The 13,064-nt window shown below is 65.7% G+C and carries 12 protein-coding genes; 6 read left to right on the forward strand and 6 right to left on the reverse strand.

Going from position 1 to position 13,064, the window contains the following annotated elements:
- Positions 1-68 precede the first annotated feature (68 nt).
- The 4 genes from OCH239_RS05975 to OCH239_RS05990 are packed head-to-tail and all read right to left on the reverse strand — an operon-like array spanning position 69 to position 3,979.
- Complete coding sequence (locus OCH239_RS05975) at positions 69-1,667, reverse strand: ATP-dependent DNA ligase (RefSeq protein WP_037259894.1); 1,599 nt, start codon at positions 1,665-1,667, stop codon at positions 69-71.
- Positions 1,664-2,680 (reverse strand): ligase-associated DNA damage response exonuclease, encoded by a 1,017-nt coding sequence (locus tag OCH239_RS05980; protein WP_037259896.1) that lies wholly within the window; start codon positions 2,678-2,680, stop codon positions 1,664-1,666. The genes OCH239_RS05975 and OCH239_RS05980 overlap by 4 nt, the downstream gene beginning before the upstream one ends.
- 43 nt (positions 2,681-2,723) lie before the next feature.
- Positions 2,724-3,692: an alpha/beta fold hydrolase gene (locus tag OCH239_RS05985; RefSeq protein WP_037259898.1), complete on the reverse strand. Its 969-nt coding sequence runs from the start codon at positions 3,690-3,692 to the stop codon at positions 2,724-2,726.
- Positions 3,692-3,979, reverse strand: a complete 288-nt coding sequence (locus tag OCH239_RS05990; RefSeq protein ID WP_037259900.1) for an SCP2 sterol-binding domain-containing protein — start codon at positions 3,977-3,979, stop codon at positions 3,692-3,694. Before OCH239_RS05990 ends, OCH239_RS05985 begins: the two co-directional genes overlap by 1 nt.
- Positions 3,980-4,055: 76 nt before the next feature.
- On the opposite strand from OCH239_RS05990, the gene OCH239_RS05995 reads away from it, so the two are divergent.
- From OCH239_RS05995 to OCH239_RS06015, 5 genes are all read left to right on the forward strand, one after another.
- Positions 4,056-4,625, forward strand: a complete 570-nt coding sequence (locus OCH239_RS05995; protein WP_244430309.1) for a tetratricopeptide repeat protein — start codon at positions 4,056-4,058, stop codon at positions 4,623-4,625.
- Positions 4,626-4,659: 34 nt separating this feature from the next.
- On the forward strand, positions 4,660-7,680 hold the full coding sequence (locus tag OCH239_RS06000; RefSeq protein ID WP_037259901.1) for a helicase-related protein: 3,021 nt from the start codon (positions 4,660-4,662) through the stop codon (positions 7,678-7,680).
- A gap of 12 nt (positions 7,681-7,692) precedes the next feature.
- Positions 7,693-8,085, forward strand: a complete 393-nt coding sequence (locus OCH239_RS06005; RefSeq protein ID WP_037259978.1) for an RNA-binding S4 domain-containing protein — start codon at positions 7,693-7,695, stop codon at positions 8,083-8,085.
- A gap of 50 nt (positions 8,086-8,135) precedes the next feature.
- Positions 8,136-8,474 carry a ferredoxin FdxA gene (fdxA, locus tag OCH239_RS06010; RefSeq protein ID WP_037259903.1) on the forward strand — a complete coding sequence of 113 codons (339 nt, stop codon included), beginning with the start codon at positions 8,136-8,138 and terminating at the stop codon, positions 8,472-8,474.
- 281 nt (positions 8,475-8,755) lie between these two features.
- A complete protein-coding gene (locus OCH239_RS06015) occupies positions 8,756-9,265 on the forward strand; it encodes a CarD family transcriptional regulator (protein ID WP_037259904.1) in 510 nt (169 codons plus the stop codon).
- A 67-nt stretch (positions 9,266-9,332) separates the two neighbouring features.
- Here the strand turns inward: OCH239_RS06015 and OCH239_RS06020 are convergent, their stop codons facing one another.
- Positions 9,333-11,201 carry a monovalent cation:proton antiporter-2 (CPA2) family protein gene (locus OCH239_RS06020; RefSeq protein WP_037259906.1) on the reverse strand — a complete coding sequence of 623 codons (1,869 nt, stop codon included), beginning with the start codon at positions 11,199-11,201 and terminating at the stop codon, positions 9,333-9,335.
- 109 nt (positions 11,202-11,310) lie between these two features.
- Positions 11,311-11,796 carry an Lrp/AsnC family transcriptional regulator gene (locus tag OCH239_RS06025; RefSeq protein ID WP_244430311.1) on the reverse strand — a complete coding sequence of 162 codons (486 nt, stop codon included), beginning with the start codon at positions 11,794-11,796 and terminating at the stop codon, positions 11,311-11,313.
- Between the two features lie 109 nt (positions 11,797-11,905).
- Here OCH239_RS06025 and hppD point away from each other — a divergent pair, with 109 nt between their 5' ends.
- Entirely contained in the window at positions 11,906-13,027 is a 1,122-nt protein-coding gene (gene hppD / locus OCH239_RS06030) for a 4-hydroxyphenylpyruvate dioxygenase (RefSeq protein WP_037259908.1), read from the forward strand.
- Positions 13,028-13,064: the final 37 nt, after the last annotated feature.

Below are 13,064 nucleotides of genomic sequence, written 5' to 3' on the forward strand. Positions count from 1 at the left end.
GCAACCTCGGGCCACGTCGGAACCCCGGCGATGACCCGCAGTGACCCAAGCGCGGCATCGCCGCCGGGTCATCCGTATGCGGCCAGCATCTCCTTGAGATCGGCAAGCGTATTGGCCTCCTCCTTGGGCTTGTCGTGGCGCCAGCGGCTCATGCGCGGGAAGCGCAGCGCAACGCCAGACTTGTGCCGCGGCGAGGCCTGGATCCCCTCGAAGGCGATCTCGAAGACATGCGTCGGCTTCACCTGCCGCACCGGGCCGTAGCGCTCGACGGTGTTCTTCCGCACCCAGGCGGTGATCTTGCGGAACTCGTCGTCGGTGAGGCCGGAATAGGCCTTGGTAAAGGGCACCAGCGCATCGCCGTCCCAGACCGCAAAGGTGAAGTCTGTGAAGAGGTTGGCCCGCCGGCCGGCGCCCTGCTGCGCGTAGATCATCACCGCATCGATGACGAGCGGGTCGAGCTTCCACTTCCACCAATCGCCCTTCTTACGCCCAGAGAGGTAGGGGCTGTCCTTGCGCTTGAGCATGACGCCCTCAGCCCGGAACTCCCGCGCCGTGGCGCGCTGGCGGGCGAGGACGTCCCAGTCTGCGAAATCGATCAGCGGCGAGCGCCGCAGTGGCGCATCCTCTGGCAGGGTCCCGATCAGCGTGTCGAGCCGTGCGCGCCGTTCGGCGAATGGCAGAGGGCGCAGATCCTCGCCGCCCTGCTCGAGAAGGTCGTAGCCGAGCATCAGCACCCGCGCCTCCGCGAGGAGCTTCTTCGGCACGGTCTTGCGTCCGATCCGCTGCTGGAGCATGGCGAACGGCATCGGCATGGCGGCCTCCGCGTCCCAGGCGGCGATCTCGCCGTCGATCACGGTGCCGTCCGGAAGGAAATCCCGCGTCCGGGCGAATTCGGGGAAGCGGTCGGTCATCAGCTCTTCGCCACGGGACCAGACATGGTGGTCCCCGCCTCGCACCACGAGCTGGCCGCGGATGCCGTCCCACTTCCACTCTGCGTTCCAATCCTTTGAAGTCCCTAAACTTTCCGGCGGGTCATCGAGCTGGTGGGCGAGGTAAAACGGGTAGGGGCGCGAGAGGTCCGCCTGCGGGTCGTGTTCCTCTATCAGCGAGCGGTAGGTCACGCCGTCCGGCGTCCATCCGCCCATCAGTTTCAGCGCCAGCGCGGCTTCGTCCTGTCCCGTCGCCTGAGCCAGCGCCCGCGTCATCAGCTTGCGCGAGACGCCGATGCGCCAGCCGCCGGTCAGCAGCTTGTTAAAAAGGAACCGCTCGGTCGCATCGAGCTGGTCCCAGGCCGCGACGATGCGGGTGCGGCGCTCCTCGATCTCCAGCGGCGCGAGGGCGCGCAGATGCTCGATCCAGTGGGCGAGCGGCTTGTCGGTCTCCGCCTCGGCGGGCGGCAGGACGAGCGCGATGGTCTCGGCAAGGTCGCCGACGATGGGATAGCTTTCCTCGAGCAGCCAGAGCGGGATGCCGGCGCGCTCGGCCGCCCATTCGCGCAGCTGCGTCGTCGTGACGGCCCGCTTCGGGCGGCGCCCCGAGAAGAGCGCGATGGTCCAGAGCTTGTCCTTGTCCGAAGCGGTCTCGAAGAACTGCGCGAGCGCTTTTGTCTTGACAGTGGTCTTCGTCGTCTGGTCGACGGCGGTGAAGAGAGCGGCAAAATCTTTCATGCGGCGTCCGTCACCACATCGTCATCCTCGTCGGTCCCGAACTCCGTCGGAACGACCTGCGCGTTCCAACCCTCGGAATTCAGCCACTTCGCGAAGATGTCGGTGTAACCATGCGTGACGTATATGTTTTCTGCGCCCGTCTCGCGGATCGCACCGATCAGCCCGTTCCAGTCCGCGTGGTCCGACATGACGAATCCGCGGTCGCCGGAGCGCCGCCGCCGCACTCCGCGGAGCCGCATCCACCCGCTCGCGAAGGCCGAGGAGGACGCACCGAACCGCCGCGCCCAGGGCGTTCCGAGAGCCGATGGCGGCGCCAGGACGAGCGGACCGGCGAACGACTTGGCGTCGGTGTCGGGCAGGACCTGCCGTGTCTCCGGAAGCCGGTAGCCCTGCGCACGCAGGATCCCGTTCGTGCCCTCGACCGCGCCATGGGTGAGGATCGGGCCGATGCCCTCGTCGACGAGCGCGAGCAGCCGCTGCGCCTTGCCGAGCGAGTAGGCTCCGAGGATCGAGGCGCGGCCCTCTGCAGCGTTCCGAGCCCACCAGTCGTTGATCTCGGCCGCGACACTCGCCTGGCTTTCCCAGGTGAAGACGGGCAGGCCGAAGGTGCATTCGCTGATGAAGGAATGGCACATAACCGGCTCGAAATCCTCGCAGAACCCGTCCGCTTCGGTCTTGTAATCGCCGGAGACGACCCAGACCTCGCCGCCGACCTCGATACGGATCTGCGCAGAGCCCGGGATGTGGCCCGCGGGATGGAAGGACACGTTCGCGCCGCCGATCCTGCGCCGCTCCCCGTAGCGGATCGTGTCGAGGTCGATCTCGCCCAGACGGTAGCGCATCACCGGGCCCGCAGCCTCCGTCGCGAGATAGCGGGAATGGCCCGCGCGGGCGTGGTCGGCATGGCCGTGGGTGATCAGCGCGCGATCCACCGGACGCCAGGGATCGACGAAGAAATCGCCTGCCGGGCAATAGATACCGCGATCGGTGAAGGTGAGGACGGGATCGGACATGATCCGCAGGATAGCGCGGGCGCGGGTCCGCGCCAGATCGGCGTCAGGCGCTTTCGGCGCGGGACCGCTCCTCGGCGCTGCGGGTGAAATGCGCCGCGATTGCCGAGGTGATCTGCGCGCGCACCGCCGGACGGTCCATGAGCACCTCGTGCTCTCCGCCCTCGATCACCTCGAGCCGGCCGCCCGGCCACTGCGCCATGCGCGCACGGATCCGCGGCACGTCGACGATCCGCTCGTTCGAGCCGACGAAGGTCACGCAAGGCACGTCGGGCGAGGGGCGGCGGGAGAGCATCCAGCATTCCGCCAGGGCCTCGTGGAGCCAGCGCAACGAGGGTCCGCCGAGCTGCAGCTTGGGTTCGGCCTCGATGTGCCGGCGCATGTAGTCGTACATGTCGGTGTCGGTGGTGAGGAGATTGTCCTCGAAGGCCGCTTCCACCACGTAAGGGTCGGGCCGCGTTCCGGGCGCATAGAGATGGCCGAAGCCGATGCGCGAGCCGGACCATCCGAGCGCCCAGGCGAAGGGGCGCAGCTGCGGCGCGATGCGGATGCCCCACATCGGCCCGGTGAATGCGGCGGCGCGCACCGGAAGGCCCTGCATGAGAGCGCGCAGCCCGATCGCGCCACCCATGGAGTGGGCGATGAGAAAGAACGGCTCGGGAAGCTTCATCTCGCGCGCGGCCTCGACCATCGCCGCAACGTCCTTCTGGTAATCCAGAAAGGCGTTCACGTGGCCCGTCCGAAGGTCGGTCAGGAAGCGGTCGGACAGGCCCTGGCCGCGCCAGTCGATGGCAAGGGTGTGGAACCCGTGCGCTGCAAAATCGGCAGCCGTCCGGCCGTATTTCTCGACATATTCCGTGCGGCCCGGGAAGAGCAGGATGGTGCCTTTCGCCTCCTCCGGTCCGGGAAAGTGCGCAAGGCGGAGCCGGACCCCGTCCCGGGTTCGGGTCCAGACGGCATTCGTGCCGCCCGGGCCTTCTGCCAGTTCGTCGAGGAAGGGGGCCGGCTCGATCATCAGTTGAGGACCTGCGCGAGTTGCATCGCCTTGCCCATGTCGCCGTCGATGGCGAGCTTGCCCGACATGAAGGCCGACGTGGGATCAAGGTCGCCGTCGAGGATCTGCTTGAACGTATCGGCGTCCGCCTTCAGCGTCACATCCGCCTCGCCGTCGCCCTCGCGCGCGCCCTCGCTGTCGACCACGAACGCGCCTTCGCCCTCGATGTCGAACTTGGCGGTGCCGTCGAAGCTCGACGTGTCCTTTTCGTTCATGGCCTTCACGGCCTGGCTCACAACTTCGCTCATGCTCGTTTTCCTCCGATTAATCGCGCGACGGGTAGCATTCCCCGACACGCACGCTAAACTCACCGGCACAATGAGCATGACATCTCTCACTTTCAAATCTATCGTGACGGCACTGTCGCTGACGGTCGGGTTTTCCATACCTGGCGCCTCTCCGGCGCAGCCCGGAACGGAGAGATCGGACGAGTTGCTGAAGCGTCTCGCCGGCGCCGAGGATCATGTCGCGGCGGACAAGGCCGAGCGGGAATTGCGTCTCGAATGGTCGAGATCCGGATCGGCGGCGATGGACCTGCTGCTCAAGCGCGGCCGCGATGCGCTGGAGGTGAACCAGCCCGAGAAGGCGATCGAGCACCTGACCGCGTTGACCGACCATGCGCCGGGCTTTGCCGAAGGGTGGTTCTCGCTCGCCACCGCGTATTATGTCGAAGAGATGTACGGCCCCGCGGCCTATGCTCTCGAACACGTGCTGGCGCTCAACCCCGACCATTTCGGGGCGCTACAGGGATTGGGGGCGATCTACGATCATCTCGAGATGCCGAAGAAGGCCCACGAGGCCTATGCGCGCGCGGCCGAGATCCGGCCGCATGACGAAGATCTGACCGCCGCGATCGAAAGGCTCGATCGCGAGGCCACCGGCTTCGACCTCTGAAGCCCGGGCGGATCGGCACTTAAGAAGGCACTCCATGTCAGACCGTGCGCGGGTGGCGGCCGTTCTCGGCCCGACCAATACGGGCAAGACCCATTACGCCATCGACCGCATGCTGGGCTATCGCACCGGCATGATCGGGCTGCCGTTGCGGCTGCTCGCCCGCGAGGTCTACGACAAGATCGTGCGGGCACGCGGACCCTCGGTCGTCGCGCTCATCACCGGCGAGGAACGGATCGTTCCGCCGCGCGCGGCCTACTGGGTCTGCACCGTCGAGGCGATGCCCGAGGGGATGGGCTGCGATTTCGTCGCCATCGACGAGATCCAGCTCTGCGCCGACCCAGAGCGGGGCCACGTCTTCACCGACCGGCTCCTGCGGATGCGGGGCCTCAGGGAGACGCTCTTCATGGGTGCCGACACGATGCGGGGCCCGATCGGCGCGCTTGTGCCCGGCGTGGAATTCGTGCGGCGCGATCGGATGAGTCAGCTCTCCTACATGGGCAGCCGCAAGATCAACAAGCTACGCGCGCGCACCGCCATCGTCGGTTTTTCGATCGAGAACGTCTACGCCACGGCGGAACTGCTGCGGCGGCAGAAGGGCGGCGCGGCGGTGGTGATGGGCGCGCTCAGCCCGCGGACGCGGAACGCACAGGTCGAGCTCTACCAGAACGGCGAGGTCGACTACCTCGTCGCCACCGACGCGATCGGCATGGGTCTGAACCTCGACATCGATCATGTGGCGTTCTCGTCGCTGTCGAAATTCGACGGGCGTCGGATGCGTCCGCTGATGCCCAACGAGCTGGCGCAGATTGCCGGGCGCGCGGGACGGGGCATGTCGGACGGCACGTTCGGCGTGACGGGCGAGGCGCCCGAGCTCGACGAGGACGTGGCGCAGGCAATCGTCGATCACCGTTTCACGCCGCTGAGAAAGCTCAACTGGCGCAATCCCGATCTCAATTTCGGCAGCGTCGAGCGGCTGATCTCCTCCCTGGAACGGCCGCCGAACGACGAGCGGCTCACAAAGGCCCGCGAGGCGGACGATCTCGGCGCGCTGAAGATGCTCTCGCGGGATGCCGAGGTCACGGCGCGTGCCTCGGACGTCGCGTCGGTGCGGCTGTTGTGGGACGTGTGCCGCATTCCCGATTTCCGCGGCATCAGTCGCGCGGAACACGCGGGGCTGCTGCAAGTTATCTACGGATACCTGCACCAGAGCGGGGTGATCCCCGACGATTTCCTCGCCCGGCAGGTGAAGCGGATCGACCGGACCGACGGCGACATCGACACGCTGTCAAAACGGTTGGCGTTTATCCGCACATGGACCTACGTGGCTCAGCGCAAGGGCTGGGTCCGGGACGAAACGGATTGGCGGGATCAGACCCGCGCGGTAGAAGACAGGCTGTCGGACGCGCTCCACGAGCGGCTGACGCAAAGATTCGTTGATCGGCGGACGAGCGTGCTCCTTCGCCGGTTGAAGCAAAAGGAGGCCCTTTTGGCCGAAGTGAACGACAAGGGCGAGGTTACGGTCGAGGGCGAATTCGTCGGCCGGCTCGAAGGTTTCCGGTTCCGCCAGGACAAGGATGCGCAGGGACAGGAGGCCAAAACCCTCCGCTCTGCATCACTGCAGGCGCTGGCGCCGCAGTTCCATCTGCGGGCGGACCGGTTCTACAACGCACCCGATACCGAGATCGATTTCACCGAGCAGGGTGGCCTCATGTGGGGCGACCAGGCGGTGGGCAAGCTGACCGCCGGCGACGATCCCCTTAAACCGCGGATCACCTCCTTCGTCGACGAAGAGGCGGGTCCCGACGTCCAGCAGAAGGTCGAACGGCGCCTCCAGCATTTCATCGACCGGAAGATCGCCGCGCTCTTCGAGCCTCTGGTGAACATCCAGAAGGACGAGACGCTGACCGGCCTCGCGAAAGGCTTCGGCTTCCGCATGGTCGAGGCGATGGGCGTGATCCCGCGCGGCCAGGTGGCCGACGAGGTGAAGGCGCTCGATCAGGACTCGCGCGGCGCCCTGCGCAAGCACGGTATCCGCTTCGGCCAGTTCACGATCTTCATGCCGCTTCTCCTGAAGCCGGCGCCGACGCGCCTGCGCCTGGTGCTCTGGTCGCTGGCGAACGGGCTTGACACCTTTCCCGAGGCGCCGCCGCCGGGGCTCGTGACGGTCCCCGAGAGCTCGGGCATGCCGAACGATCAATATGCGATCATGGGCTACCGCAAGGCCGGTGCGCGGGCGATCCGCATCGACATGCTCGAACGGCTTGCCGACATGATCCGGGCGGAGGACACGCGCGGCGGCTTCGAGGCCAAGGCGGACATGTTGTCGATCACCGGCCTCACGCTCGAGCAGTTCGCCGACCTGATGCAGGGTCTCGGCTACCGGGCTGAGAAGGGCGAGCGCGAGAAGGTCAAGGCCGTCGATCAGACCGTGCCGACCGACGAAGGCGCGGCGCACGAGGCGGACGTGCCCTCGGTCGCCTCCGAGGTCGAGGAAGAGGCGGCGGAGCCGCAGCCCGGCGACGAGAGCCCCGACGCGCCCGACGGGCCCGTCTTTGACGCCGCGCAGGACGTCGAAGCCGGAGCGATCACGTCGCAACCCGAAATCGAGCCGACCGAGGAGCCCGAGGCCCCGTCGGTTGCCGAAGCGACCGAGATGCCCGATGGCGGTCTCGCCCCCGTCGCCGAGGAACCGAGCGACCAGCCTCCCGAGGATCCGATTGCCGAAGTCTCCGAAGAGGACACGCCGATCGGCACGCCTCCCGACGCCGATCTCGCCGGGCCGGAGACGGAAAGCTACTACGTCTTCACCTGGGCCGGAAACCGCGGGGGCAACCGTGGTCGGCAGGGTCAGGGTCAGCCGCGGGGCGGACGCCAGGACGCGCGCGGCAAGGGCGGCCCCAAGGGTCGTGGCAAAGGCGGTCCGAAGGGCGGCGGCAAGCCGCAGCATGCCAAGGACGGTCCCAAGAGCCACGAGGCCAGGCCGCAGAAGAAAGACCGCATCGACCCGGACAATCCCTTCGCCGCGGCGCTGATGGGGTTCAAGGACAAGTCGTAGGTGGCGGACGTCCTGCAAGGCGCTCCCGCGAAGCTGCGGGTCGACAAGTGGCTGTGGCAGGCGCGGTTCTTCAAGACCCGGAGCCTTGCCGCAAAAGTCGTGACAGGTGGTGCGGTTCGCTTGAACGGAACCCGCATCGCGAAGCCGTCGGTTGCGGTGGGGGAGGGTGACGTGCTCACCTTTCCCCAGGCGCACGACGTAAGGGTCGTCAGGATCGTCGCGCTCGGCGAACGGCGCGGTCCGGCCCCCGAGGCACGGGCGCTCTACGACGATCTCGCGCCACCGCAGGCCCGCGCTCCGGAGCCCGGAAAACCGAAAGTCGAGGCCGGCGGGCGACCCACCAAAAAGGCGCGGCGCGAGCTCGACAAGACGCTCGACCGGAGCCGGGGAGATACGCTTGATTGAGCCCCACGCTTGGTCTAGCTGTCGCCCAACACGGACAGGATGAACTGACAATGACCTACGTCGTCACCGATAACTGCATCGCCTGCAAATACACCGACTGCGTCGAGGTCTGTCCGGTGGATTGCTTCTACGAGGGCGAGAACATGCTGGTGATCCATCCCGACGAATGCATCGATTGCGGTGTCTGCGAGCCGGAATGCCCCGCGGATGCAATCCGTCCCGACACGGAACCGGATGCCGAGCAATGGGTCGAATTCAACCGGAAGTATTCCGAAAAGTGGCCCGTCATCGTCACCAAGAAGGATCCTTTGCCCGAAGCGGAAGCAAAGGACGGTGAAACCGGCAAACTGGAGAAGTACTTCTCGGAAGAGGCCGGGGAGGGCGGCTGACGCGATTCGCGCAGTTTGTCATCCCGCTGCATTGGATTGAGCCCCCAAGGCTCTGATTTGAAACGGGAATACGAAGTAGTTGGGTGGGATCTGGAAATCCCGCCCTAAAAGTGCTATGTTTCCGTTACAAATGAATACGTCGCGTGCATACCAGCTCCGGGCCGAGCCGACCCGGACAGTCTATTCCTGACGGACAAGTTGAGATGAGCGGAAATCGAGGTTTCCGGTCATCTTTCGTGTCGCCAGATGCACCCGCCGCGCGAGCTGTCGAGGAAGCCTGCATGACCAAAGCCAAGAAGTCCGAGTTTCATCCCAACGACTACGTCGTGTATCCCGCGCATGGCGTGGGTCAGATCATGTCGATCGAGGAGCAGGAAGTGGCGGGCATCACGCTCGAGCTCTTCGTCATCTCCTTCGAGAAGGACAAGATGACCCTTCGCGTGCCGACGCACAAGGCCTCGGAAGTGGGAATGAGGTCGCTGTCGACCCCCGACGTCGTGAGCGAGGCGATGAAGACCCTCAAGGGCAAGGCCAAGGTCAAGAAGGCCATGTGGTCGCGCCGCGCTCAGGAATACGAGCAGAAGATCAACTCGGGCGATCTGATCGCCATCGCCGAGGTCGTGCGCGACCTCCACCGTGCGGACGATCAGCGCGAGCAGAGCTACTCCGAGCGTCAGCTCTACGAGGCCGCGCTCGAGCGTCTGACCCGCGAAGTCGCCGCCGTGACCGGCGGTGACGAGGTCGCCGCCGCCAAGCAGGTCGACGAGGTCCTGGTGTCGCGCGCCGCCTGAGGGCGCGTCGCGCCTGAGAATTCGAAGCCCCCGCAGCCAAGGCTGACGGGGGCTTTTTCATGCCGGGTCAGGCGGCATCGTCCTTGCGTTCGAGCGCCGAGAAGAGGGCGGTCTCGAGCTCTTTCTCGAGCTCCTTGGCCCGCGCGATATATTCGGGGTTGTCGGCGGCCGGCACGTTCGGCTTCCAGTGTTTCGCGAGTTCGCGCACCGTTTTGCGGTCGTGGTGATAGAAGGTGTTCTGCGCCTCGTTCGCCTCGAATTCCGTCAGGCCGATATTCTCGAGAACGTACCGCCCCGCGCGGATGGAGCTGTCGAACATCTCGCGGACGATATCGTCGGCGCCCGCCTGGTAGAGCTCGTAGACATGGGTCCGGTCCCGGGCCCGGGCGACGATGTGCAGGTCCTCACCGCGCAGTCGGCGCGCATAGGCCACAAGACGGCTCGTCGCCTTCGGGTCGTCGAGCGCGACGACCAGGACCTTGGCATGGGCGATCCCGGCCGCGTGCAGGAGTTCGGGCCGGGTCGGATCGCCGAAATAGCCCTTGAACCCGAACCGGCGCATCACCTGGATCGTCTCCATGTCATGGTCGATGACCACGGTCTTGAAGCCCGTGCTCTGCACCAGCCGGTTCACGATCTGCCCGAACCGCCCAATCCCGGCGATGATCACCGGCGCGTGTTCGTCGATCTCGTCGGGGGCATGCGTGGTCGCCTCATCGCCCATCCGCTTCGAGAGCGCCTCGAAGGCGATGAAGAAGAGGGGGGTCAGCAGCATCGTCAGCGCGATTACCAGCAGGAGCTGCTCCGCCAGCGCGGGCGGAAAGACCCTGATCTGGAGCGCGAAGGAGATCAGCACGAAACCGAACTCCCCGGCCTGCGCGAGGCCCAGCGTGAAGAGCCACCGGTCCCGCCCCCGCACCTTGAAGACGAGGGCCAGCCCGTAGAGTACGAGACCCTTCAGCGCCATCAGACCCAGCGCCATCCCGAGGAGCGCCAGCGGTGCCGCGAAGAAGGTCCCGAAATCGATGCCGGCTCCGACCGTGATGAAGAAGAGGCCGAGCAGCAGGCCCTTGAACGGCTCGATGTCGGATTCGAGCTCGTGCCGGAACTCGCTGTTGGCCAGCACGACGCCGGCGAGGAACGTGCCGAGCGCCGGCGAGAGACCAACGAGGATCATCAGAAAGGCGATTCCGAGTACGATTAGCAGCGCGAAGGCAGTGTACATCTCGCGCAGCCGCGCGGTGTGGATGAACCGGAAGAGCGGCCCGACGAGAAAGATGCCCGCGAGGATGATCGCCGCGATGGCGCCGAGGGTGACGAGCGCCACGCCCCAGCCGGGCAACCCTTCGACAAGGCTCATGGAATGATGCGCTTCTTCGGCGGAATGCCGGACGATGGCGCCGTCTTCGCCGACCGATACCGTACTGCCGACGGCGAGGAGCGGCAGCACGACCAGCATCGGAATCACGGCGATGTCCTGCGTGAGGAGCACCGAGAAGATCGAGCGCCCTCCGGCCGTCTGGATCAGGCCTTTTTCGGACAATGTCTGCAGCACGATGGCGGTCGAGGACAGTGCAAAGGTCATGCCGATGGCGAGCGCCGGAGCCCAGCTCTGCCCGAAGGCGATCGCGGCCGCCATTACCGCCGCGCCGGTGATCACGATCTGCAGCCCGCCGAGGCCGATCAGCTTCTGCCGCATGTTCCAGAGCGCGCGAGGCTCGAGTTCGAGCCCGATCAGGAACAGCATCATCACGACGCCGAATTCGGCGAAGTGCTGGATGTCGTCGGTCTGCGTCACGATGCCGAGCACGGGCCCGATGATCACGCCCGCGAGCAGGTAGCCGAGCACCGAGCCGAGGCCGAGCCGTGCGGCGATCGGGACCGCGATCACAGCGGCGGCGAGAAAGATCGAGGCCTGGTAGAGAAAGGATTCCATGCGGGGCTCGCGGGTCAGGGGCGCCCCGATGATGGCGCGGGATGGCGGCGAAAGACAACCGCTCCGCATCACGGCTGCACCGGAACCGGGCAGAGTACCTATCGGGGCGTCAGACCGGGAAGGGCGCGTCGGGCTTGGTCTGGTCCATGACGATCTGGCTCTGGACCCGCGACACCGCCGGATGTCCCAGAAGCACCTCGTGGATCAGCCGGTTGAGAGCCGGAAGATCCTCGCAGAAGACCCGAAGCAGGTAATCCGCCTCGCCGGTCAGCGTCCAGGCCGAGATGATCTCGGCCCGGGTGGAAAGGAGGCGCGAAAAGCTCCGGCCTTGTTCCGGCCCGTGCGTTCCAAGCGAGACCTGCACGAAGGCCTGCACGTCGAGCCCGAGAAGCTCGGGATCGAGCCTTGCGATATAGCCGCGGATATATCCCTGCGCCTCGAGACGCTGGCGGCGTCGCCCCGCCTGGCTCGCCGACAGATTCAGTTTCGCCCCCAGAGCCTCCGCAGTCAGATGCGCGTCCTTCTGCAGTTCGGCGAGCAGCCTGAGGTCGGTCTCGTCGAGATCTGTACGTGATTGCCGCATGAGATCCAGCATACGCGCGGGATGTTGGCGATTCCACAGAAAAACATGCAGCAGAACGCGCAGATCGCGCACCGCGAAGCTATTATGTCTAGTTGAGATGCAGCCCAAGGAGGAGAGAGACATGGGACCGTTTCCCCACGACGCCCCGAAAGCGCGGATCACCGACGAGAATCCTGCCGGCACCGACGGGTTCGAATTCGTCGAGTTTGCGCATCCCCAGCCACAGGAGCTGCGCGATCTTTTCGCGAGGATGGGCTATTCCCACGTCGCGACCCACAAGACGAAGGCGATCGAACTCTGGCAGCAGGGCGACATCACCTACGTCCTGAACGCCGAGCCCGGCAGCTTCGCCGCGAAGTTCGTCGAAGAGCACGGCCCCTGCGCGCCTGCGATGGCCTGGCGGGTCGTCGATGCACAACATGCTCTGGACCACGCCGTCGCGAAGGGTGCCGAGGAATATACCGGCGACGACAAAACCATGGACGTGCCCGCGATCAAGGGCATCGGTGGCTCGCTGATCTACTTCATCGAGGAGTATTACGACACCTCGCCCTACAATTGGGAATTCGACTGGATCGCCACCTCGAAGCCCGAAGGCGTCGGTTTCTGGTACCTCGATCACCTCACGCACAACGTGTTCCAGGGCAACATGGACACGTGGTTCCGCTTTTACGGCGACATGTTCAATTTCAAGGAAATCCGGTTCTTCGACATCGAGGGCAAGTTCACCGGGCTTTTCAGCCGTGCGCTGACGTCGCCCTGCGGCAAGATCCGCATCCCGATCAACGAGGATCGCGGCGAAACCGGGCAGATCGTCAACTACCTCAGGAAGTACAACGGCGAAGGCATCCAGCACATCGCGGTCGGAGCGAAGGACATCTACGACGCCACCGACGCGATCGCCGAGAAGGGCCTGAAGTTCATGCCGGGACCGCCCGACACCTATTACGAGCTGAGCCGCGACCGCGTGCAGGGTCACGAGGAGCCGATCGAGCGCATGAAGAAGCACGGCATCCTGATCGACGGCGAGGGGGTCGTCGACGGCGGCGAGACGAAGATCCTGCTGCAGATCTTCTCGAAGACCGTCATAGGCCCGATCTTCTTCGAGTTCATAGAGCGCAAGGGGGATGACGGCTTCGGCGAGGGCAACTTCAAGGCGCTCTTCGAATCGATCGAGGCCGAGGAGATGGCCTCGGGCGAATACGACGACGCCCCACAAAAGGACGAGGTCGCCGCAGAGTGACCCGACTTTCGCTCACGGAAACGACTGGCGGCCCCGC

It is taken from the genome of Roseivivax halodurans JCM 10272 (assembly GCF_000521785.1).
Taxonomy (GTDB): Bacteria; Pseudomonadota; Alphaproteobacteria; order Rhodobacterales; family Rhodobacteraceae; genus Roseivivax; species Roseivivax halodurans.

Bases quoted from the DNA above. Each gene is read 5' to 3' on its own strand.
- OCH239_RS06020 (WP_037259906.1), bottom strand. From the start codon at position 11,201: ATGGAATCCTTTCTCTACCAGGCCTCGATCTTTCTCGCCGCCGCTGTG.
- hppD (WP_037259908.1), top strand. From the start codon at position 11,906: ATGGGACCGTTTCCCCACGACGCCCCGAAAGCGCGGATCACCGACGAG.
- OCH239_RS05980 (WP_037259896.1), bottom strand. From the start codon at position 2,680: ATGTCCGATCCCGTCCTCACCTTCACCGATCGCGGTATCTATTGCCCG.
- OCH239_RS05975 (WP_037259894.1), bottom strand. From the start codon at position 1,667: ATGAAAGATTTTGCCGCTCTCTTCACCGCCGTCGACCAGACGACGAAG.
- OCH239_RS06025 (WP_244430311.1), bottom strand. From the start codon at position 11,796: ATGCTGGATCTCATGCGGCAATCACGTACAGATCTCGACGAGACCGAC.
- OCH239_RS05990 (WP_037259900.1), bottom strand. From the start codon at position 3,979: ATGAGCGAAGTTGTGAGCCAGGCCGTGAAGGCCATGAACGAAAAGGAC.
- OCH239_RS05985 (WP_037259898.1), bottom strand. From the start codon at position 3,692: ATGATCGAGCCGGCCCCCTTCCTCGACGAACTGGCAGAAGGCCCGGGC.
- fdxA (WP_037259903.1), top strand. From the start codon at position 8,136: ATGACCTACGTCGTCACCGATAACTGCATCGCCTGCAAATACACCGAC.
- OCH239_RS06015 (WP_037259904.1), top strand. From the start codon at position 8,756: ATGACCAAAGCCAAGAAGTCCGAGTTTCATCCCAACGACTACGTCGTG.
- OCH239_RS06000 (WP_037259901.1), top strand. From the start codon at position 4,660: ATGTCAGACCGTGCGCGGGTGGCGGCCGTTCTCGGCCCGACCAATACG.
- OCH239_RS05995 (WP_244430309.1), top strand. From the start codon at position 4,056: ATGACATCTCTCACTTTCAAATCTATCGTGACGGCACTGTCGCTGACG.